Source organism: Dyella terrae (genome assembly GCF_022394535.1).
In the GTDB taxonomy this organism is placed as follows: domain Bacteria; phylum Pseudomonadota; class Gammaproteobacteria; order Xanthomonadales; family Rhodanobacteraceae; genus Dyella.
Map to the genome: position 1 here is coordinate 3044987 of NZ_CP089414.1, position 20283 is coordinate 3065269.

The following is a 20283-nucleotide window of genomic DNA, read 5'->3' on the forward strand; positions in this document are numbered from 1 at the left end:
GAAGTTACGTTTACACAGAAATTTCACACGTCAGTTTCGTGAAGACTTACGCACTTGCGACATCCTCCTCCGCGTACATCACCCCTCACCGTCATCCCCGCGAAGGCGGGGATCCAGTGCCTTTTAGCGCCTGTGGCTAGAACGAAAGACGCTGGATCCCCGCCTTCGCGGGGATGACGGTGAGGGCAAGTGAGCGTTGAGGGTAAATGCGAGTGCTCTACAAGAATTTGCCTAACGTCGAGCCCTCTTGCCGCATCAGCGCACCGCCGGCCCACCCGCCTGCCGCAACCACGCCTGATACGTCGGACGATCCACCGGCACGCCGTCGCTGTTGCAGCTGCCCAGTTTGCAGAGTTCCTCGCGGATGCGCGGCGTGTGCTGCACGATCACATGGAAGATGGCGTTCTGTTCCAGCTCGCCGTGAAACGCCGCCGCGCCCGGTCCGCTGGCGAAGATCGCCACGTCTTCGCCGCCGTGCGTTTCCGCCTTCATGGGCAGGATGGATTCCTGCATGTAGTCGGGCTCGTTGGTCCTCGCCTTGGTCAGGTCCGGACGCCCCTTGGTGGCATACGAGTAGTCATGCGCGCTGTGCGGAAAGGTTTTGCTGCCTTCCGGCTGCGTATCGCTGGCGCCGATGTAGCCGGGGCCATTGGCAAAGCCTAGCGTGGTATACGGCTTGCCCGCGGCATCGCGCGCAAGACCTGCACCGCCTTCTTCGTCGTAGCTGTCGTTGTGGCCCTGCACAAGGCCGAGGATGTCGTTGCCGCGCTTCGGATAACCCGCGAAGGTCATGGTGTGGCTGTGGTCAGCCGTCACCACGATCAGCGTGTCGCGCGGGTCGGTGTGCTGCAGGGCGGCTTCCACGGCGTCGGCCATGGCGATGGTTTCGTCCAGCGCGCGGTAGGCATTACCCGCGTGCAGCGCGTGATCGATGCGGCCGCCTTCCACCATCAGGAAGAAACCGTTCGGGTTCTGCTTGAGCACATCGATGGCACTGGTGGTCATCTCGGCGAGGCTGGGTTCGTCGAGTTTGTCGTTCACACGCTCGTGCTCAAAGTTGAGGTGCGAGCTGTTGAACAAGCCGAGCATCTGCTTCGTATGCGTCAAGTCCAGCGATTTCAGCTGCTGCCCGTTCCATACGTAGGCACCATCCGGGTGCTTGCGCTTCCATTCCGCAATCAGGTCGCGTCCATCCAGACGCTGACCCACCTTGCCCTGCTCCACCGGATCGTCCTCGCCGGCGATCATGAACTCGGTTCGCCCGCCGCCCATCGCCACGGTGAGGCCATTGCCCGGAAAGTCGATCAGTTGCGCGGCGAAATCCTTGCAACCCTGCGCCTTGGCATCAGCGGTGAGGTCGGCATCGACTTCCCAGTTGCGCTCCGGCAGATGGCCATACGTCGCTGCCGGTGTGGCGTGGGTGATGCGTGTGGTCGTGATGGCGCCCGTACTCATGCCAGCCACCGAGGCCAGTTCCAGCGTACTCACCAGTTCCTGTCCGCGCGACGCGGCGCAATCCTGCCGGCGCGGCACCTGCGACACGCCGATAAAGCCACCGCGCGTTTTCACGCCGCTCATGATGGCGGTCATGGTGCCGGCGGAGTCGGGTGTCTGTTGGTCGGTCTCGTAGGTACGGCTCAACGCACTAAACGGAAAGCGCTCGAAGCTCAGGCGATAGCTTTCGCCATCCACGCCCTTGAGCTGCCCGGCGCGCACGTGCGCTGCGGCGATGGTCGGCAGGCTCATGCCGTCGCCGAGAAACACGATGACGTTCTTCGCGCGCTGGCCGCCGCTGTTCGATTGCGCCGAGAGCTGCGCTGCCGACGCCGCACCCTGACGGAACCACCACTGCGCCGTCTCGCCGTCCGGTCGCTGGATGGCCGGCACGTCGATGGATGCCGTGGCAGCAGGTGGCGCCACCGCCTGGCTCGAACAGGCGGTCAGCACGGAGAACGAAACAAGCAACGCGGCACGGCGTGCCAGCGGCGACGGATGGAACATCGGGAACCCCTTCAATGATTTCGCGCAATGAGCCAGCCATGATAGGTGCGCCGCAAGAACTTGCTGTGACAGTTCACCCGAGGGCTGGTGCTAGCCTGCCGCCATGAACCGTCGCGCCTGCTGGTTGGCATGCCTCGCGTGGCTGGCCGCTGCCGCCTGGGCCGGCGATGCGCCCACAGGCGTCATCAACGATGTCGTGTTCTCGCAGTACGCCGAGTACGCCAACAGTACGGAACTCGCGCGGCGGCTGGTGTCGCCACTGAATGCGCAGCGCTTGCAGCAACGCGCCGCCGCCAGCGGAATAGCCATCGCCGAGCAGCCGGTAGATCTCGCGCATGAGCGCTTCGCGCTCTACGTACCTGCGCAAGCGCCGCCCGAAGGCTACGCACTGCTGGTGTTCGTACCACCGTGGAACGAGGCGAAGATTCCCCCTTCGTGGACGTCCGTGCTCGACCGTCACGGCATGATCCTTGTCACCGCCGCTGGCATCGGCAACGACGCCAACGTGCTGGACCGGCGTGATCCGGTGGCACTGCTCGCCACCACCAATGCCATGTCGCGTTATCGGGTCAATCCGCAACGCGTCTACGTCGGCGGATTTTCCGGCGGCTCCCGCGTCGCTCTGCGGCTGGCACTCGGCTATCCCGATCTTTTCCGTGGCGTACTGCTCGATGCGGGTAGCGATGCCATCGGGCAGACCGTTCCGCTGCCTCCCTCATCACTGCTGGAGAAGTTCCAGACGGGCTCGCGCATCGTCTACCTCACCGGACAGCAGGACGCAACTCGCCAGGATATGGAACGGCAAAGCCGCCAGTCATTACACGACTGGTGCATCACCAACATCGACACGCTGTCGATGGCGGGCGTTGGCCACGACCTTGCCGAGCCCGCCGCTCTGGATCGCGCGCTGACCTCACTGGAAACGCTGCATGCGCCGGATGCAGCCAAACTCGACGCCTGTCGCGCGCGCATAACGAGCGAACTGAACGCCGATATAGACAAGGTGCACGCGACACTCGAAGCAGGCCGCATCGACGACGCAAAGAAGCAGCTCGACGTGGTGGACCACCGCTACGGCGGGCTGGCCGCACCGCGCAGCGTGGAACTGGCGGCGCGGCTCCAGCTAGCAGCGCACTAGCTGAGCGATACCGCTTCCACCTTCCCCGCCCGCACCGCTTTCACCAGGGCTGCGTGGTCACGCTCGTTCTGCTCAGCATAGGCCACCGAGAACGAGGCGATGGCATCGGCGAACGCATCGCTCTTGCCCAGGTAAGCAGACAGCAGCACCGCGTCGCCCGAACGCGCATGGGCACGCGCCAGCGTATGCGCGCACAGACGGCCGTAGCGGCGCAGGTTGGGCACGCGCATCACTTCTATCTGTGGCGAGATCTTGGCATCACGCAGCTGGCGCACGTAGAACTGGCGCGTCGGCCCCTGTGTCCAGCCGAGGAACATGTCGCTGGCCGCCTGCATCAGGCGCTGGCCGGCGACCACGCGCTGTCCGTGATGCTTGTACGGCACGATGCCGACGAAGGGCTCGACGACCGACTGTCGCGCCTCCTTGAACTGCAGAAAAAGCGGGTCGCCGCTGCCAGACACCAGCAGCATGATCCCGCAATAAGTGCCCACGCTGCCCACGCCCACCACCTTCACCGCGGAATCCACGGCCTCGAAGCGATCGAGCAGTACGCGCCGTTCGGGCGACAACGAGTTGCGGTAGTCGTCATAGGCCAGTTGGCGCTCTTCAAGCGTGATGTGGTTGGCCAGTTCGTCGTCGTGATAGATCAGCGGTGGCTCGTCCTGGATGCGCGGCGGCGAACCGCCGGCCACCGTGAGCTTGATGAACTCCTTGGTATGCGCAGTGAACTCTACGGCCTTGCTCACACTCTTGATGGCGAGCTTCTTCATCTCCGCATCTTGCATGCGGTCGATCACGTCCTGCAGGTCGATGTGGTCGTACCACGCTTCGAGCAACGGCATCTCGGCGTACTCGGCCAGATGCACCTTGTAGGCCGCGGCGGCTTCCCAGGCGATATCCTTCGCGTCGCTTTCACTGAAGCCGTTGGCGCGCGATGCTACGAACAGGCTCGCGCATAGACGCTTGACGTCCCACTCCCACGGACCAATGGCGGTCTCGTCGAAATCGTTGATGTCGAATACCAGCTTGCGCTCGGGCGTGGCGAAGCCACCAAAGTTGACCAGATGGCAGTCACCGCAGATCTGCAGGTTGACGCCAGTACGCTCGGTGGTGGCGAGGTCGCCCGCCATGATGGCCGCTGCGCCGCGATAGAAAGCGAACGGTGAGGCCATCATGCGCCCATAGCGGATCGGCACCAGCGACGGCACGCGACCCTTCGACGTTTCGATCAGCAGGTCCACCGGATCAAACCGGTTCTTGGGTGCCTTCCAGCCGCCTAGCGCCTTGCGCGGCACCTTCTCGCGAATGGCCCGCGCCATGGCCTGCCGCTCTGCCGCCCTCTCGAGCAGGGTGGCCTGCGAGAGCGGTACGGTCTCTCGATGAGCGCGTCGGGCAGCGGAGATCTTCTCCTCCGCGGTTGCCTTGACCGATTTGCGGGTCAGCTTGGGGGCGCGTTCGTCCGTCGTCCTCGACATCGTTTCCACCTCGCGAAAAGGGCACCGGGATGCCCAGGAGAGTCGCATCAGCGGCTCATTTGACGCCGCCGGCTCGCAAAGTGGAATAGCAAAACTACGTACGCCGTCAAGCGGCGTCCGCCCCGGAAACGGTTAATCCGAGAGCGTCTCGTGCGACGCCACTTCGCCCTGTTTCCAGTAGCTGGATGCCTTGATGCGCTGCCGGTCCAACCCATGAACCTCAATCAGCCGCTGCCGCACCTGGCGAATGCTGGCGTACTCGCCGGCAGCCCAGGCGAAGCCGTGGCCTTCGGGCAGGATGAGATCGCTCACGGCGCCGGGCAGACCACCCTTGTCGGCGTCGCGACGCAGCCAGGTCACGCTGGCTTGTGCCGCGGTGGGGATATCCAGCACTGCTTCGCCGTCTTCGACCTCGATGATGGCGATGATGCACTCACCGGGCGTGGCCTCTTCCAGGCGACGGGCGATGGCCGGCAGCGCGGTTTCGTCGCCCAACAGCAGGTTCCAGTCCAGCCCGTCGGGAAGGATGGAGGAGCCACGCGGGCCGCCGACGCCCAACAAATCGCCGACCCGCGCGTTACGCGCCCACGAGGCGGCCGGGCCTTCGCCGTGCAGCACAAATTCGATGTCCAGCTCGTTGGCAGCGCGATCGTACCGTCGCGGGGTGTAGTCGCGGCTGGCCGGGCGCGGGCGGGACGGATCGAACTCGATGCCTTGTTCGGTCACCGTGGGCAGCGATGGCCGCGACTCACCTTCGGCAGGCAGGAACAGCTTCACGTGATCGTCGAACGAGGCGGAGACGAAATCGGCCAGATCACCCGTGAGCGTGACGCACAGCAGGCGGGGCGAGACGTGCGCCAGCCGCTTCACGATCAGCTCGCGCATCTTCAGGGGGTGCCGGACGCGCCGGATTTCAGGGGAAACAGGGGACATGGGAACCTCGCTGGTCACGGCATGGCCGCACCGATATAATGGATCGAACTCATAGTGAGCTTGCTCAATACTTTTCCATGACCACCACCCGCAAGTCAACCACCGTCGAACTGGCCGACGCCTTCCTGGCCCTGCATCACTTGGTGCGTAAGCGCGTCGACGCCGCCATGACGGCGGCCGGGCTGTCGCTTTCACAATCGAAACTGCTGGCGCTGGTCGCGCGGCTGGCGCCCTGCCGCCCCAGCGATATCGCCACTCAGATGGGTTACGCCCCACGCACGGTAACCACGGCGCTGGATGCGCTGGAAGAAAACGGCTGGATCGAGCGCGCGCCGCACCCTACCGACCGCCGCGCGCAGTTGGTCGTCATCACCGACGCCGGCCAGGCCAAGCTGGACGAAGTGCAAGGCCCCAAGCGTCAGGCGGTGGAGCAACTGTTCGGCGTGCTGAGTGCTGACGAACAGAAACAACTGCGCGAACTCATGGATCGCGTGCGCGAGCGCGCCGACGACTGAGCTCCGCTGCCCACAAAGAAAAGAGGGCGGCGAGTCGCCGCCCTCTCGGGTAAAACACGCGATGAATCGTGGAAAAGGTGATTACGCCGCCTGACTTTGGACCGGCGCCGCATTCGCCGCGACGGATTCACCGATCTCGACGCGACGCAGCTTGTATGCCTCGGGGATCTCGCGCTTGAGGTCGACCACCAGCAAGCCGTTCTCCATGCGCGCGCCCGTCACCAGCATATGGTCAGCCAGCTCGAAACGGCGATTGAACGGGCGGTTGGCAATGCCACGATGCAGCACTTCGCCTTCCTGCTCACCCTTGCGCTCGCCGGTAACGGTGAGCATGTTGCCCTGCACGGTGATGTTGATGTCTTCGCGGCTAAAGCCAGCCACCGCCATGGTGATCCGGTACTTGTCCTCGCTCAGCTTCACAGAATCAAACGGGGGCCAGTTGTCGTTCGTCTGCGTGCGGGTAGCCGCCTCAAGCAGATCAAACACGCGGTCATAGCCGATGCTGGAACGGTGCAGCGGCGAGAAATCCAGAACAGTACGCATAACCATATTCTCCAATGAGCAACAGGTAGACGCCGCGCAACATGCAGCGGCGCACCGGCCCCGAAGCGACCGGTGACAGGGAGATGTGGCTGCGACACTTCGATTCAAGCGGCCTGTTTCAGCCGTCGTTTAGCCATCCAAGTAAAAGACAACCAACCCTTGAAATACTCTGGCCGGTCCTCATGGTGGCCACTCGTGCGAGATCAAGGGCAGGCTGACCTCCCTTCTCGCAACCTATCCGCTACGACGGATCGGTGTCGTAACGCGTGATGCCCACGGGCAACTTCACCCAGGCGTGCCGGCGATGTTCATAGACCGAGTCTTCCGGCGGCGGAAAGGTGGGATCGGCAAATGCGCCCACCGCGACGGACACGCGTCCTTCCACGCCTTCTTCCGTGTGAAAAACGGTGCTGCCACAGACAGGACAGAAGCGGAAACGGAACTGCGATCCATGATCGCCCGTGCGCACGAACTCCGTCGCCTTGCCGGTGACCGTGTACGGCGCGGCATAACCGGCCAGCGCGGCGAACACGCTGCCCGTGCGTTGTTGGCATGCGAGGCAATGGCAAACGCCAACGCCAAGGAGTTCACCTTGCACTTCGATCCGCAACTGACCGCAATAACAGGATGCTGTTCTGCTGGACATGCCAACCTCCGTGGAGATGCTGATCGTCAGGACACGCCGGACCCCGCGGGCCCATCCACCAAGCGACGGACGCGTACAGCATCCTCCGGCGTCGCCGGACTGTAGACCACCATGCTGAGCCCCGGTTGGTCGCTCACTGCGAACACCGAGTAGTCCAATGCAACAGGGCCTACCACCGGGTGGCGCATGTGCTTGGTGCCTTCGCCGTAAGCGCGCACGTCGTGGTCGCCCCACATGTCCGCAAACTCGTGGCTTTGTTCGCACATCTCCGCGACGAAGGCTTCCACGTCTCTCGATGCGCCGATGCGAGCGATCTCGGCGCGAAAGGCCGCGACGATGGCGCGTGCATCACTCTCCCACTCTGTCATGCGCTCGCGCACCTGGGCGTTGCCAAAGATCAGCCGCAGCGAATTACGCTGCTCCGGCGGAAATGCGGCGTAATCGCCAAGCACCTTGGTGGCGGCATGGTTCCACGCCACGATGTCCCAACGCACCGTGCGCACGAACGCCGGGCTGTACGTCATGGCATCGAGCACGCGTTGCAGGCGCGGCGTCACGCCTTGGGGAGCCTCGTACCGCACCTGTGGCGGGCGATGTTGGGCCAGCAGGAAGAGGTGCTCGCGTTCGACCGGATTCAACGCCAGTGCGCGCGCCAGACGATCAAGCACGTCGGCGGACGGCGAACCGCCACGCCCTTGTTCAAGCCACGTGTACCAGGTCGCGCTGACGTTGGCGCGTTGCGCCACTTCCTCGCGCCGCAATCCCGGCGTGCGCCGGCGCGACGAGGAAAACCCGTAGGTCACCGGATCAAGCCGCGCGCGACGATCCCTGAGGAAGATCCCCAGCGGATTCTCGTCGGTGCCTGCCATGCTCAGCCTGTCAGTCGCCATACCGGTATAACGTCACGGCTTCATCGCCGATGCGCCCTGCGCCGATCATCCAAGTCGGTTGATTCACTCAGGGACTTTATCATGCGTGTATTCGTTACTGGCGCCACGGGCTTTGTGGGTTCCGCCGTCGTTCGTGAACTGCTGGATGCCGGGCACCAGGTGGTGGGGCTGGTCCGTTCTGATGCCTCCGCCAGCGCGCTTGCCGCCACCGGTGCCGAGGTGCACCGCGGATCATTGGAAGACCTGGAAAGCCTGCACCGTGGCGTCGCCATGGCGGATGGCGTAATCCACACCGCCTTCATTCACGATTTCACCCAGTTCGAGAAAAGCTGTGAGATCGAACGCGTGGCGCTTGGCGCCATCGGCGACGCCTTGGCCGGCTCGAACCGTCCATTGGTGGTCACATCCGGCACGGGTCTGCTCGCGTCGGGACGCCTCGCGACGGAGGAGGACGCCAACACCTCCATCTTCCCGCGCGTTGTCTCGGAAAAGACCACCGAAGCGCTGGCCGCGCGCGGCATCAACGCGTCCGTGCTGCGCTTGCCACCTACGGTGCACGGCAACGGTGATCACGGCTTCGTGCCTATCCTGATCAACCTCGCCCGGGAGAAGGGCGAATCGGCCTATGTGGGCAACGGTGACAACCGCTGGCCTGCCGTGCATCGGCTGGATGCGGCACGCCTGTATCGCCTTGCGCTGGAGAAGAGCACGGGCGGAGTGCGTTATCACGCCGTGGCTGAGGAAGGCGTGCCATTCCGTGACATCGCCACCCTCATCGGCCGCCACCTCGACCTTCCCGTGGTCAGCAAGACACCGGAAGAAGCCTCGGCGCATTTCGGTTGGTTCGCGCACTTCACGCAGATCGACAATCACGTGTCGAGCGCGAGGACTCGCGCGCAACTAGGTTGGAAGCCGCAACAGGTGGAGCTGATCGACGACCTCGGCCAGGGTCACTACTTCAACCAGTGAACCGTTCGCGCCATCCGTTCCGAATGATCGGATGGCGCGAAAACCTCAGCGCCTAACCGCCAGTACGCCATCCAGTGCCAACTGCGCCTTGAAGCCAGCCTTCTCCAGCCGCTTCTCAACTTCGCGCGGTACATCGCGGTCACTGGTGAGCTTGTTCGGGCTGCCCGTGTAATGAAACATCCGGCCACCGCGCCGGAGCACGCGGGCCAGCTGATCGTAAAAGGCCTGAGCATAGAGCTCGCCCGCAATGCCGAAGCGCGGCGGGTCGTGCAGCAGCGCATCGACTGACGCGTCCGCGATCTGCATGATCGCCTGCGACACGTCCGCATGGGTGAGCTGCAAACGCCCTCCGCTTGATGGTGCATCCGGATCGGGCGACCACGGATTGAGCGTGCGCAACCACAGCACATCCGGGTTCTTCTCGAACGATTGAATGCGCGCCACGCCTGCCTCCAGGCAGCACGCCGCGAAATAACCGAGCCCACCGCACGTATCGAGCACCACCTTGCCGCGCGGCTCGACCAAGGCCACCTTGCGGCGAGCATCATCGACCGGCGACTCCTTCGAGGTGGGCAGCATCTTGATGCCGTCGATCTCGAACGTGGGCGCGCCCCACTCGGTCGGCACCAGCTTGATCAGCGAGCCCGAGAAGCACGACACCGACGAAAAGTCCTCGCCATCCCAGTAAAAGATCGTGCGGTCTTTCAGCTTGCCGGGATACGGATAGTGCTCTCCGTTCCACGTCCAGCGATCCACCTGCAACGTCGCGACGCCGCTCGAACGCCCAAGGTCCATCGAACCCGTCCATTCGACCTTGCCGGCATCGCGCGCGGCGATCAGCGCCTCGCCGTTGGGGCGCGTAAGCAGGGGGCCGGAGTAATGCGTCACGTCTTTGCTTCCATCGGGATCATCACCGGCAGTTTATCGGGATGTCGCCCGTATGGCCCGAAGCGCCGATTCATTGCAGAAAATTTACGCAAACCTGCCTTTTTCTGCGTAGCGCCTTTACTCGACCCGACCGGATCATGAGCCCATCCGCCCTCCGCGGCGACGACAGGCACTACCGTGAGCATTGTCATCATCCAGGGTCCCCACGCTGACTGTCCTGCCAGCGGCGTACTTCCCGACAAGCTCCAGCAACTCGCGGCCACGGCCGGCCGCTCGCTGGAGCTGGTGTGCTGCAAAGGACTCAACGACTTTGTCAGTTGTGTGCGTTCCATGAAGCGCCGCGCCTCGGAATTCATGCTGCTGGACCCAGGTGACCTCGGGCCACAAGCGACGGCACATCCGGAAGCCGGCCTGAGCGATGCACTGGACGAAGCCGGCACGCCCTATGTCGAGGTCCACGAAGACGCCAGCACCGAACTGGGCCTGCCGCCCGGCTTGCACAACGCACCGGTCGCCACCGTCATCATCAACGGCGACCTCGGCAGCAGCTACCGGATCGGCTTGGGCATCGCCCTTCGGCAACTGGGCACGGTGGCAGTGGCGGCCCGCGCGGCCTGATAGGCGACGGTGCCGAGGCGTTTTCATGACCTCGCACGTCATTGAGAAGTAGACGGCACGCGCCTTAGCTTCTTTCACGGCACCCTTTGCCGTGGAGAACACACATGCTGAGGCGAGATTTCCTGATCCACTCTGGACTGCTGGCAGCCGCCGCCGCACTGCAACCCTTGTATGCGCAGGACGACACCTCGCGCTTCCAGGCATTCACTACCAGCCAATTCCACGCTGCACGGCAATTCGTGCAGATAGGCCCCGATAAAGTAGCCTTCGTCGAGCAAGGCGCTGGCGACGTTGCACTCTTCCTACACGGTTACCCGCTGAACGGCTTCCAGTGGCGTGGATCCATGGCCCGACTAGCGTCGATACGTCGCTGCATCGCGCCCGACCTGCGTGGCCTGGGCTACACCGACGCACCCGCCGATGCCGACCTGTCGCCGCACGCGCAAGCAGCGATGATCATCGCGTTACTGGACAAGCTTGGCGTGCGCGATGTGGACCTTATATCCAACGACAGCGCCACCGGCATCGCGCAGTTGATCATCGCCTCACATCCCCAACGTGTGCGCAGCTGGCTGGCCACCAATGGCGACGTGCAAACCAACAGCCCGCCCGCAGCGCTACTGCCATTCCTGGAGAAAGCGCGACGCAATGAAGTGCCCGCCTGGTTTGAGCACCATCTCACCGACAACCATTTCGCGCGCTCGCATGACGGCATTGGCAATGCCTATCACGACCCTGACCGCGTCCTCACACACGACGTCATCGAAACGTACTTCCGCCCCTTGGTCAGTTCTCCCAAACGACGGCAGCAGGGCCAGCAGTACGGCCTGGCGATGTTCCCCAACCCGCTGCCCGCGATAGCGCCCGCGCTGCGTCAGTTCCAGCGCCCCGTGCGCATGGTGTGGGCGCGCGACAACGAACTGTTCCCGGATCGCTGGGCACACTGGCTCGACCAGACGTTCCCGCATTCGCGCGGCATCCGCTTTGTTGACGATGCGCAGCTGTTCTTTCCCGAAGAACAGCCGGAACTCATGGCCGGGGAAGCGCTGGCGCTATGGCGGTTTGAGTAGATCAGCCCGTGCGCTCGGCCATATGCTTCACCATCGGCACGCAAGTGAGGCTCACTCCAAGAGACGACTGGTACGTGCTTTGAGTGTCGCCCTGAAATCCCAGCGCCCGATAGAAGGGCGCCGCATTCAAGGTGGACTCCAATTGAATGCTGTCGAGGCCGACATCTAGCGCCAGGCTCTCCATCTGGGCCATCAAGGCACGACCTATCCCGCGCCCCATATAGCCCGACAGGACGAACACGGCGTCGATCTTTCCCGTCACCAGATCAATCATCGCCGTGCCGACTAAGTGCCCATCCGCTACGGCGACGTAGAAATGATCGGCCACCCGTTGCGCGAAGGTTGGCGACATGATGCCGGATGTCCAGATATCCAGGTCCGCCTCAGGATAGTGTCCACCGCACTGCGCGAGGATCGCGTCACGACGAATCGCGAAGCATGCCAACGCATCATCAAGCGTCGCCTTCCTGATATGCACGAACCCATCTCCCATCGGAACTGAACAGCCATGCCAAGCGTATAGCAAGCCCGTCCGTTCACGAGGGTCGGCCATGCATCCACCGATGTCACTTAGCCGCTAGCCGCTAAGTGTCGCTGAGATGATCATCTGGGCGCAGCGGCCAAGACTCAGCGCAACTCGTATAGGGAGCTGTCCCAGCGGCGCGACATGGTATCGACCGATGGCAGATGGGAGCCGCGGATGCTGGCGGCCCGATAAGCACCCGGCGACACACTGAAGAATTGCTTGAACAGCCGGCCTGCGTGGCTTTCTCCGGAAAAACCAGACAAAGGCGCCAGTTCGGCGAGCGAGCGGCTGTCGCAGGCACGATCGTCCAGGTGGCCTCGCAAATGCTGCAGGCGGCATAAGTGGATGAAGCGGGCCACGCCACCCTGCGGCTCAAACAGCCGGTACAGGCGGGCGCGCGAGATGCCAGTGAGGTCGACGATGTGCTGTACGGAAAGATCTGCGTCAGCAATGTTCGCTTCGATCACACAACGCACTGCCTCACGGCGCACGCGCTCCTGTCGATAGAAGTCCGAACGTCCTGGGACCCCGGCAGGATGGATGGCCAGCGAAAGCAGATCCACCAGCGTGCGCGTCACCACCGCATGCGAGCCAGGCGACAAGTGAGCAGCCTGCTCCACCAGTTCGCGCAGCAGCGACGCGAGCAACGCGCCCTCGCGGCGGCCGATGTGGTGACCATGTAGATCGTCCGTCGTGCCGATCGCCGCCAACATGGTTTCCCGCGCCAGACTGACCGTCACCAGTCGCACCGATGCAGCGCCGCTTTCCATCGGCTCGCGGGTATCGAGCACCAGCGTCTCGCCAGGCCGCACCGGTATCGAACGTCCTGCCGGGCCGCCAAGCAGCTCGCCATCCAGAACATGATGCAGTACGAAATGATCGAAGCCATCGCGCACCACTCGGTCACGCCGCTGATGGCGAATGCCGCCGTACTCGCGCGAGAACAACAACGTGCGGTCCAGTCGCCAACTACGCACCCGAGCGAAGAAAGGTGTGGGCAGGCGCTCCACATCCGCCCCCGATGCGTAAAGGTCCCGGTACTGGGCAAAGGCTTCGTCCGGATCGATGCCGGCGCTGTCAAACGAGAATATCTCGCTCACTCGGCCACCTCTGCCACGACGCGGCGCCAGCCTTGCGACGCCAGCAGCGCTGCCGACACGCCAGCGGCGGCAGCCACCGAACACACCTTGTATAAGGCCAGCGACAAACCATGGCCACCCATACCCAGGCTGTCGCTGACCACCCCGGCCATATACGGCCCGAGCGCAACGCCGACCAAGGTAATAAAGGTGAGAAACAGCCGCAGCCCGATGTCGCGTACCTGCACGTGCAGCATCAACGGCAGCCCCGCCAGCGCGGCTACCGCCGCCGTGCCGCCAGCCAGTGAAGCAAGCGCGAGCAGCACGCATGCCTGCGTCGCCGATGTAGCAGATGGAATCGCCCACAGCATCGGCACCACCGCCATCAAAGCCACCGCCACGATGGACATGGGCGTGACGTGCCGCGCGCGCTTATCGACCAACAGGCCGGCCAGAAGATGCCCCAGGGGCGCCGCCACCAGCAGCGCCAGGCCAAACACCAGCGCCGCCACGGCGGGAGACAACCCCTGCTCGCGATGCAGTATCGATGGCGCCCACGCACCAATGCCCTGCACCACCAACACGCTCGCGCCCGCGCTGCCCAGATACGCGCAGAAAGTGCCCGGCCGCGCGCGGAATGCTGCCAGCATTTCGGCGGCGACCTTCGATGACGACGGAAACGTCGGTATGCGCTCCCGCCGACAGCACAGCAGAACCATCAACAGCAGGTTGGGTGCTGCCATCACCAGAAACAGCACGCGCCAATGCGCATGTGCAGACGCAGGCATCCAATGCGCCAGCAGCATCAGCGCCGCGCCGCCCGCGAGCAGCGCAAGGCCGCGCCCCGCAACCGCCGCCGCGGTGAACACCGCCATTGAGCGCCCACGCTGTGCGGGCGCCGAACACTGCACAATCAAACCCAGCGCCAGCGGCACGAACAACGCCTGCCCAAAGCCGACCAAGGCACGCCCCAGCACCAGCACGTCGAATGTGGGAGCGAGGGCAAAGATCAACATGCCCAACACCCACACGCCGATGCACCCGGCGAGCAAGCGCAGTCGGTGCGGAGAGTTCGCCAAAGGCCAGCTCACCAACATGCCCGCGACATACAGGAGCACAAAGGCTGGCCCGTCGAGGAAGCCCAACTGCGTGTCGCTCAGACCCAGGCTGGTCTTGAGCAGAGGCGCTGCCACCGCTGGAAGATGGCGATCAGCGAACGCCGCGCAGTGTCCGAGCGCAAGCAAGCCCACCAGAGAGAGGGACATCGCTCTTGAGTTCGAATGAATGTTGGACAGCGGATCCCCCCCGGAGCTATCGCCTGCGCCCTGTGCACCGACGACAATCGCCCAGCCCAATGCTTAAGAATGAAGCAAAGTAAGCAAGCGACATGCCAGCCAGCATTACCATGCCGTGACCACTATCTCAGTCACGATGACGCTTTGATCGCTTTACCTGTTGCCGTGAAGCCGCCACGCCGGGTCACTTTGTGACAGCAGGCGACGACCGTCAGCGACACCGCAACTTCCTTCGGTCGCCGCCTCAGCGCTGTGGCCGGGTTTCCGGCATGGTCAGCAGCACCGGCAATACGGCCAGGGCTATCACCGCAATCATGGCCCCGGGCACAGCCGACCAACCGGTCAGCCGGATCAACAACTCGGCAAGGAAGGGCGTAACGCCGCCAAAAATCGCCGTAGCCGCGGTTGCCCCCAGGGCCAAGCCGCTGAGGCGCCCTTCGCCGGGGAATTGTTCCGCCGTCGCCGGCGCACCCACCGCGCTGACGCCACCGGCGACGCAAGCCAGTACCACTGTCGCCAGGATGATCTGCCATCGCGAGCCGTGCGCCATCAGGCTGAACATCGCCAGCGGCAGCGCGGCGCTCAGCACCGCCAGCCAACCCAATACCGGTTTGCGTCCCACACGATCAGAGAGCGACCCGACCCACGGCGTAATCAGGATCACTGCCACTGCCGCCAGCGTCGACAAGGTGAGCGACTCACTTTCACCCAGCGTACCGGTGGAACTCAGGAACGCCGGCACATAGGTGATACCCACGTAATAGGTGATCGATCCCAGTGCGGAGATCGCAAAGGTGCGCCAGATAGCAATGCGGTGATGGGCCAGCGTGTCGCGCACCGGCGTCCGGGGCACACTACCGCGCGCCTGCTGGCGCTCGAAATCCGGTGACTCCTGCATGGCTGAGCGCGCGATCCAGACACTGCCGGCCAAAGCCGCACCAACGAAGAACGGTATGCGCCACGCCCATGCGTCGAGATCATCCCGGCTCGATAAAGCCACCGTCACCGCCGACACGCCGACCGCCAACAAGGCACCGATCTCGCTGGCCGCCGAGGCCAGCGAGGTCACCAGTCCGCGATGCCGCTTCTCCGAGCCTTCGAGCAGATAAGCGACCACGCCGGTGTATTCGCCTCCGACGGAGAACGCCATCAGGCAGCGCAGCAGCAACAACAGATAACCCGCGACCACGCCCATGTGACGATAGTCGGGCAGAAGTGCGGTGATCAGCATCGCCACCGTCATCAACGCCATCGACAACAACAACGTATGCCGCCGGCCCAAGCGGTCGCCAATCACACCAAACACCAGCGCGCCCAGCGGCCGCATCGCATACGAAATGGCAAAACCCGCCAGCGTGGCGAGTAGCGAATGATCGCCACCACCGAATAACACCCGCGACAACACCGTGGCGAAATACAGTTAGAGCGTGAAGTCGTACCACTCCACCACGGTGGAGAGCGCAGCGATAACCATTGAGGCACGCGTGATGGGTGACCCGCCCTGCCCCGTACTCGTCATTGGCGTCCTCCCTCTAGCGTCGTCATGTTCCCTGCGGCGCTCGTGGGAATCGCACCGAGTGCTCTCGATCACGCGGCATGCTTCCGCCCATGCACCATAACAGCAAGCACCCGCCGCTCGCGCAACGGGTGCCTGCGATAACAGCACAACGCCTCGTGGTTTACGCCGCCAGCTTCTGCGCTGCGATTAACGTGACAAGCAGCCTTACGCGCTGACCAAGGGTTGCCCACCCTGTACAACGCGATCCAGCCATTGTGCGTAGGCGTCCTCGGCACCGACCTGCCGGCGCGCGTGCTCCAGCGCATCGTTCATGCCGAAGGCTTTCCAGGCGACGGGCGCCAGTCGCGCCAGCAGTGGCTGATCGCGTTCCACGTCCCTGATCAGGGCGAGCGTACGCTCGCGGAATTCCTCCAGCACCGGCGAACCGTAGTGCGCCGCATTCGACAGTATCGCCAGATAGGCCATGCGCGGCACCACCCATGATGGCCACTGCAACGACATGCGCAACCACCATTCGAGCATGTTGCGCTCGCCCCACAGACCATCCTTGGGCACCAGCCCATTCGCCACCAGCGATAGCATCAGGCTCTGGGAGAGTCCGGTGAGATAGACGTCCATCGCTTCGACCGAGGGGCGCGCATACCAGGTATCCCACGGCGTTTCGCGCAGCTCGCCCAATGTGGCCAGTAACCGCTGTTCCAGCGCAAGCACGCCCTGCCCCAGCTCGTCGGCGGGAACATCGATCTGTTCGCGGGCGATCCAGTCGTTCTTCTCGGCGGACCAGACATGGCAGGCGACGCGCCAACGTCCTTCGCTGTCGTCGATGCTGCCGCACACGATGATGTCGCCACGCGACTTGAACGCCTCGATGGTCGCGTCGTCATCATCCGACGCACCGAACAGTACCGGCCCGCCACCGCGCACCACGGGAATCACCGCTTGTCCTTCGTGCCCGGTCCAAACATGCACCGACTCAGCGAAATACAACGGCAAGGCGCGGCTCAGCCGGCCAATGGCGTTCTCGCGCTCCTGCTGCGCCGCTTCGCCGCCGGTCAGCTTCTTGCTCAGGCACAGAAACAGGACTTTCTTCGCCGTCTCGATCTTGGGTGCGAACAACCATGGCGGATTGCGCAGGCCATACGCCCAGATCGGCCCGATGTAGGGAACGCCTGCGATATCCATCGCCTGCTCGACGATGGGCGTGGGCTTGGCTTCCTGCGTGCGACGCTGCTGGAATTCTGCCGAAAAACGATCCAGGTATTGCTTGAACGGCGGCAGGTCCAACGCGTAGAGCTTCGAAAGCAGCGCTTCACCTTCGTCCAGACGGTCAAGCTGCAGATACGCCTGCACCAGGTTCATGCCTGCGCGCGGGTCGTGCCGCTGAAAATCCAGCACCGGCGCGATCAGCTCGACCATCAGCGGCACCTGGCCATGATTGCCGAGGTCGCCGGAGACCATCATCAACGACTCAGCATCGAGTGTGGTCGTCGCCAGCACCTGCTCGTAGAGCGCGCGCGCATCGGCCACGTCACCGTGTTCGAGATGGCCGCGCGCGAGCCACAGTTGCGCGCGCCAGCTGCCGGGCAGTGCGGCCACGCGCTGCAATGCACTGGCATAGGCTTCGTCGCCGCCGCGATCCTTGTGGATGCCGGCCCACCACATCAGGCCGTTGTCGAGATTGGGTTCGCGCTCGATCGCCTTCCACAACGTGGCTTCGGCCTTCTCGTGCTCGCCACGCTCGGCTTCCACTTTCGCGAGATTGGTGAGCAGCGTGCCGGTTTCGCCGACCTTCTGCATCGTCTCGCGCAGTATCGCTTCGGCATCGTCTAGCCGACCGAGCTTGAGCATAACGATGGCGCGCATGGTGCCACTGCGCTCGGGAATGGGATCGATCGTCAGCAAACGCGCGGACGCTGCCTTGACCTCTTCAAACATGCCGTCGTTGATCCCGTTGAGGATCAACGAGTACAGGGCATCTGGCTGATCCCAGCTCGACTTGAGCTGGGGAAGGAACAGCTTGTCGCGCCAGTCGGCGCGGGTGATCTTCATCTCGCGGCCGTAGGCGTCGTAGACCGTGATGAGTTCCTGCTCATCCGGCGGCGGCGCGGTTGGGGCTTGTGCCGGCGCGGCAGCCGGGTCGGTCTTCTTGCCCGAAAAGCGGTCCATGATGCGCTTGAACATCCGTGTTTCCTTGCGTGGATTCAGGTGCGCAGTATGCCGTCCCGCTGCGGAACCTTGCATGACACGCGTAACGGCGCGCTCGTCGATCCTCGACGGGCGCGCCGCACCTCTCAGGCCGCAGAAGCCTGCAAGGCCAATGCATCCAGCGCGACCAGTACATCGTCGGGGAGCACCAACGCCGCCGCCTGCATGTTTTCGCGCAGGTGTGCGACTGACGACGTACCCGGAATCAGCAGGATGTTGGGCGCGCGATGGAGCAGCCACGCCAGCGCGACCTGCATCGGCGTCGCGCCCAGCGAGGCGGCGATATGCGACAGGCCCGACGACTGGATCGGGGTGAAGCCGCCCAACGGGAAGAACGGCACATAGGCAATGCCCTGGACCGCGAGCTCCTCGACCAGCGCATCGTCGGCGCGATGTACCAGGTTGTAGTGGTTCTGCACGCAGACGATCTCGGTGATGCGCTGTGCTTCGGCCACTTGCGCCGAGGTGACGTTACTCAGGCCAACGTGGCGCACCAGCCCCTTGCGTTGCAGCTCGGCCAGCGCCTCCACTTGTCGGGCGATGGAGCCTTCCTTGGGTGCATGCACGTCGCCCATGATGCGGATGTTCACCACATCCAGCACGTCGAGACCGAGGTTCTTCAGGTTGTCGTGTACGCCGCGTTCGAGCTGGGCCGGCTCCTGCGCGGGCAACCACGAAGCGTCTTCGCCACGGAACGCGCCCACCTTGGTGACGATCACCAGGTCGTCGCGATACGGATGCAGCGCCTCGCGAATCAGCCGGTTAGTCACGTGCGGCCCGTAGAAGTCGCTGGTGTCGATGTGATTGACGCCCGCCGCAACGGCCTCGCGCAGTACGGCAAGCGCGGCTTGGTGGTCTTTCGGCGGGCCGAACACGCCCGGGCCGGCTAGCTGCATGGCGCCGTAGCCCATACGGTTCACGGCGGCACCGGCGAACGGAAAGGTCTTCAGGGGATGAGTCATGGCGATGTCCTCAATGGGGTGACGCCACTATGCACACGCCTCGTCTGTTAGAGAATCCATGCCAATTCGTACAGGCTGTGCAAAAATTTGCACAATGGCCATGGAATTCAACGATCTCGCCGCCTTCCTCGCCGTTGCCCGGGCAGGCGGCTTCCGCGACGCCGCGCGCGCCAGTGGCGTATCTGCCTCCGGGCTCAGCGTGGCGGTGCGGCGACTGGAAGCCGCTCTCGGAGTGCGTCTGCTCAACCGCACCACCCGCAGCGTGGCGCCCACCGAGGCGGGCCAGCGACTGATCGAACGACTCACGCCAGTGTTGTCGGAAATGGAGGCCGCACTGGATGTGCTCAACGCCTTCCGCGACAAACCCACCGGCACGCTCCGGCTCAACGTGCCGGCCGGAGTGGCCCGTGTGGTGCTGCCGGCCATCCTCGCTGACTTCCTCAAGGCGTACCCGGACATCCTGGTCGACGTGGCGGTGGAGGACAGTTTCGTCGACGTGCTGTCCGCCGGTTGCGATGCCGGCATCCGCTACGACGAGCGGCTGGAGCAGGACATGGTGGCCATCCCCATCGGCCCGCGCGTGCAACGCTTCGCCACGGCGGCTACGGCCGCTTATCTCGATGCGCATGGCCGCCCCCATCATCCGCGTGATCTGCTGCAACACGCTTGCCTGCGGGGCCAGTTTGCCAGCGGCGCGATGCCGGTGTGGGAGTTCGAACGCGATAGCGAAGTCGTGCGCATCGAGCCCACTGGCCCGCTGCGCACGCGTCCCGGCGCCGCGCTCGATCTGCTCATCCACGGTGCGTTGGCCGGGCTCGGCGTGGTGCATATATACGAGGGACTGTTGCGCCCCCATCTCGACAGCGGTGCGCTCGAACCCATCCTGGAATCGTGGTGGCAGAACTTCAGCGGCCCCTTTCTGTATTACCCCGGACGCCAGAACCTACCGACGCCATTGCGAGCCTTCGTGGATTTCATCAAGGCACGCAACGCGTCAGGCGATCCCTGAGA

Annotated in this window: 19 protein-coding genes; 6 read left to right on the plus strand and 13 right to left on the minus strand. The window is 64.0% G+C overall.

The genetic code is table 11. The features are described from left to right. Positions 1 to 255 precede the first annotated feature (255 nt). Positions 256 to 2001 carry an alkaline phosphatase gene (locus DYST_RS13260; protein WP_239946131.1) on the minus strand — a complete coding sequence of 582 codons (1746 nt, stop codon included), beginning with the start codon at positions 1999 to 2001 and terminating at the stop codon, positions 256 to 258. A 103-nt stretch (positions 2002 to 2104) separates the two neighbouring features. Here DYST_RS13260 and DYST_RS13265 point away from each other — a divergent pair, with 103 nt between their 5' ends. Beyond that, entirely contained in the window at positions 2105 to 3139 is a 1035-nt protein-coding gene (locus tag DYST_RS13265; RefSeq protein WP_239946133.1) for a PHB depolymerase family esterase, read from the plus strand. On the opposite strand, the gene DYST_RS13270 is transcribed toward DYST_RS13265, so the two are convergent. Together DYST_RS13270 and DYST_RS13275 are read right to left on the minus strand one after the other, a co-directional pair. Next, the gene (locus tag DYST_RS13270) at positions 3136 to 4614 is read right to left on the minus strand and encodes a DUF2252 domain-containing protein (protein ID WP_239946135.1); all 1479 of its coding nucleotides are present in this window, start codon (positions 4612 to 4614) and stop codon (positions 3136 to 3138) included. The genes DYST_RS13265 and DYST_RS13270 overlap by 4 nt on opposite strands. Positions 4615 to 4746: 132 nt before the next feature. After that, complete coding sequence (locus tag DYST_RS13275) at positions 4747 to 5547, minus strand: siderophore-interacting protein (RefSeq protein WP_239946136.1); 801 nt, start codon at positions 5545 to 5547, stop codon at positions 4747 to 4749. A gap of 77 nt (positions 5548 to 5624) precedes the next feature. Between DYST_RS13275 and DYST_RS13280 the strand changes: the two genes are divergently transcribed. Beyond that, a complete protein-coding gene (locus tag DYST_RS13280) occupies positions 5625 to 6062 on the plus strand; it encodes a MarR family winged helix-turn-helix transcriptional regulator (RefSeq protein WP_239946137.1) in 438 nt (145 codons plus the stop codon). A gap of 81 nt (positions 6063 to 6143) precedes the next feature. On the opposite strand, the gene DYST_RS13285 is transcribed toward DYST_RS13280, so the two are convergent. The 3 genes from DYST_RS13285 to DYST_RS13295 form a co-directional block, all read right to left on the minus strand. Beyond that, on the minus strand, positions 6144 to 6605 hold the full coding sequence (locus DYST_RS13285) for an Hsp20 family protein (protein ID WP_239946139.1): 462 nt from the start codon (positions 6603 to 6605) through the stop codon (positions 6144 to 6146). A gap of 241 nt (positions 6606 to 6846) precedes the next feature. Then, positions 6847 to 7251: a GFA family protein gene (locus DYST_RS13290; RefSeq protein WP_239946140.1), complete on the minus strand. Its 405-nt coding sequence runs from the start codon at positions 7249 to 7251 to the stop codon at positions 6847 to 6849. 26 nt (positions 7252 to 7277) lie between these two features. After that, positions 7278 to 8141, minus strand: coding sequence for a helix-turn-helix transcriptional regulator (locus tag DYST_RS13295; RefSeq protein ID WP_239946142.1), 864 nt, complete (start codon positions 8139 to 8141; stop codon positions 7278 to 7280). Positions 8142 to 8222: 81 nt separating this feature from the next. Here DYST_RS13295 and DYST_RS13300 point away from each other — a divergent pair, with 81 nt between their 5' ends. Then, on the plus strand, positions 8223 to 9110 hold the full coding sequence (locus DYST_RS13300) for an SDR family oxidoreductase (RefSeq protein WP_239946144.1): 888 nt from the start codon (positions 8223 to 8225) through the stop codon (positions 9108 to 9110). Positions 9111 to 9155: 45 nt separating this feature from the next. On the opposite strand, the gene DYST_RS13305 is transcribed toward DYST_RS13300, so the two are convergent. Next, positions 9156 to 9998: a class I SAM-dependent methyltransferase gene (locus DYST_RS13305; protein ID WP_239946145.1), complete on the minus strand. Its 843-nt coding sequence runs from the start codon at positions 9996 to 9998 to the stop codon at positions 9156 to 9158. Positions 9999 to 10175: 177 nt separating this feature from the next. Here DYST_RS13305 and DYST_RS13310 point away from each other — a divergent pair, with 177 nt between their 5' ends. Together DYST_RS13310 and DYST_RS13315 are read left to right on the plus strand one after the other, a co-directional pair. Then, positions 10176 to 10616 (plus strand): hypothetical protein, encoded by a 441-nt coding sequence (locus DYST_RS13310; RefSeq protein ID WP_239946146.1) that lies wholly within the window; start codon positions 10176 to 10178, stop codon positions 10614 to 10616. Between the two features lie 104 nt (positions 10617 to 10720). After that, positions 10721 to 11686, plus strand: a complete 966-nt coding sequence (locus DYST_RS13315) for an alpha/beta fold hydrolase (RefSeq protein ID WP_239946148.1) — start codon at positions 10721 to 10723, stop codon at positions 11684 to 11686. Between the two features lies 1 nt (position 11687). Here DYST_RS13315 and DYST_RS13320 read toward each other — a convergent pair whose 3' ends face one another. From DYST_RS13320 to DYST_RS13345, 6 genes are all read right to left on the minus strand, one after another. Then, positions 11688 to 12164: a GNAT family N-acetyltransferase gene (locus DYST_RS13320; RefSeq protein WP_239946149.1), complete on the minus strand. Its 477-nt coding sequence runs from the start codon at positions 12162 to 12164 to the stop codon at positions 11688 to 11690. 149 nt (positions 12165 to 12313) lie between these two features. Continuing rightward, on the minus strand, positions 12314 to 13312 hold the full coding sequence (locus DYST_RS13325) for a helix-turn-helix domain-containing protein (RefSeq protein WP_239946150.1): 999 nt from the start codon (positions 13310 to 13312) through the stop codon (positions 12314 to 12316). Next, entirely contained in the window at positions 13309 to 14556 is a 1248-nt protein-coding gene (locus DYST_RS13330) for an MFS transporter (RefSeq protein WP_239946151.1), read from the minus strand. The genes DYST_RS13325 and DYST_RS13330 overlap by 4 nt, the downstream gene beginning before the upstream one ends. Positions 14557 to 14830: 274 nt before the next feature. Continuing rightward, positions 14831 to 16006 (minus strand): MFS transporter, encoded by a 1176-nt coding sequence (locus DYST_RS13335; RefSeq protein WP_239952117.1) that lies wholly within the window; start codon positions 16004 to 16006, stop codon positions 14831 to 14833. 303 nt (positions 16007 to 16309) lie between these two features. Then, the gene (locus DYST_RS13340) at positions 16310 to 18286 is read right to left on the minus strand and encodes a tetratricopeptide repeat protein (RefSeq protein ID WP_239946152.1); all 1977 of its coding nucleotides are present in this window, start codon (positions 18284 to 18286) and stop codon (positions 16310 to 16312) included. Positions 18287 to 18396: 110 nt separating this feature from the next. After that, positions 18397 to 19272 carry an aldo/keto reductase family oxidoreductase gene (locus DYST_RS13345; protein WP_239946154.1) on the minus strand — a complete coding sequence of 292 codons (876 nt, stop codon included), beginning with the start codon at positions 19270 to 19272 and terminating at the stop codon, positions 18397 to 18399. Positions 19273 to 19366: 94 nt separating this feature from the next. Here DYST_RS13345 and DYST_RS13350 point away from each other — a divergent pair, with 94 nt between their 5' ends. Next, on the plus strand, positions 19367 to 20281 hold the full coding sequence (locus DYST_RS13350; protein ID WP_239946155.1) for a LysR family transcriptional regulator: 915 nt from the start codon (positions 19367 to 19369) through the stop codon (positions 20279 to 20281). Positions 20282 to 20283: the final 2 nt, after the last annotated feature.

Bases quoted from the DNA above. Each gene is read 5' to 3' on its own strand.
- DYST_RS13265 (WP_239946133.1), top strand. From the start codon at position 2,105: ATGAACCGTCGCGCCTGCTGGTTGGCATGCCTCGCGTGGCTGGCCGCT.
- DYST_RS13285 (WP_239946139.1), bottom strand. From the start codon at position 6,605: ATGCGTACTGTTCTGGATTTCTCGCCGCTGCACCGTTCCAGCATCGGC.
- DYST_RS13345 (WP_239946154.1), bottom strand. From the start codon at position 19,272: ATGACTCATCCCCTGAAGACCTTTCCGTTCGCCGGTGCCGCCGTGAAC.
- DYST_RS13300 (WP_239946144.1), top strand. From the start codon at position 8,223: ATGCGTGTATTCGTTACTGGCGCCACGGGCTTTGTGGGTTCCGCCGTC.
- DYST_RS13350 (WP_239946155.1), top strand. From the start codon at position 19,367: ATGGCCATGGAATTCAACGATCTCGCCGCCTTCCTCGCCGTTGCCCGG.
- DYST_RS13280 (WP_239946137.1), top strand. From the start codon at position 5,625: ATGACCACCACCCGCAAGTCAACCACCGTCGAACTGGCCGACGCCTTC.
- DYST_RS13290 (WP_239946140.1), bottom strand. From the start codon at position 7,251: ATGTCCAGCAGAACAGCATCCTGTTATTGCGGTCAGTTGCGGATCGAA.
- DYST_RS13275 (WP_239946136.1), bottom strand. From the start codon at position 5,547: ATGTCCCCTGTTTCCCCTGAAATCCGGCGCGTCCGGCACCCCCTGAAG.
- DYST_RS13270 (WP_239946135.1), bottom strand. From the start codon at position 4,614: ATGTCGAGGACGACGGACGAACGCGCCCCCAAGCTGACCCGCAAATCG.
- DYST_RS13330 (WP_239946151.1), bottom strand. From the start codon at position 14,556: ATGTCCCTCTCTCTGGTGGGCTTGCTTGCGCTCGGACACTGCGCGGCG.
- DYST_RS13340 (WP_239946152.1), bottom strand. From the start codon at position 18,286: ATGTTCAAGCGCATCATGGACCGCTTTTCGGGCAAGAAGACCGACCCG.
- DYST_RS13295 (WP_239946142.1), bottom strand. From the start codon at position 8,141: ATGGCGACTGACAGGCTGAGCATGGCAGGCACCGACGAGAATCCGCTG.
- DYST_RS13315 (WP_239946148.1), top strand. From the start codon at position 10,721: ATGCTGAGGCGAGATTTCCTGATCCACTCTGGACTGCTGGCAGCCGCC.
- DYST_RS13260 (WP_239946131.1), bottom strand. From the start codon at position 2,001: ATGTTCCATCCGTCGCCGCTGGCACGCCGTGCCGCGTTGCTTGTTTCG.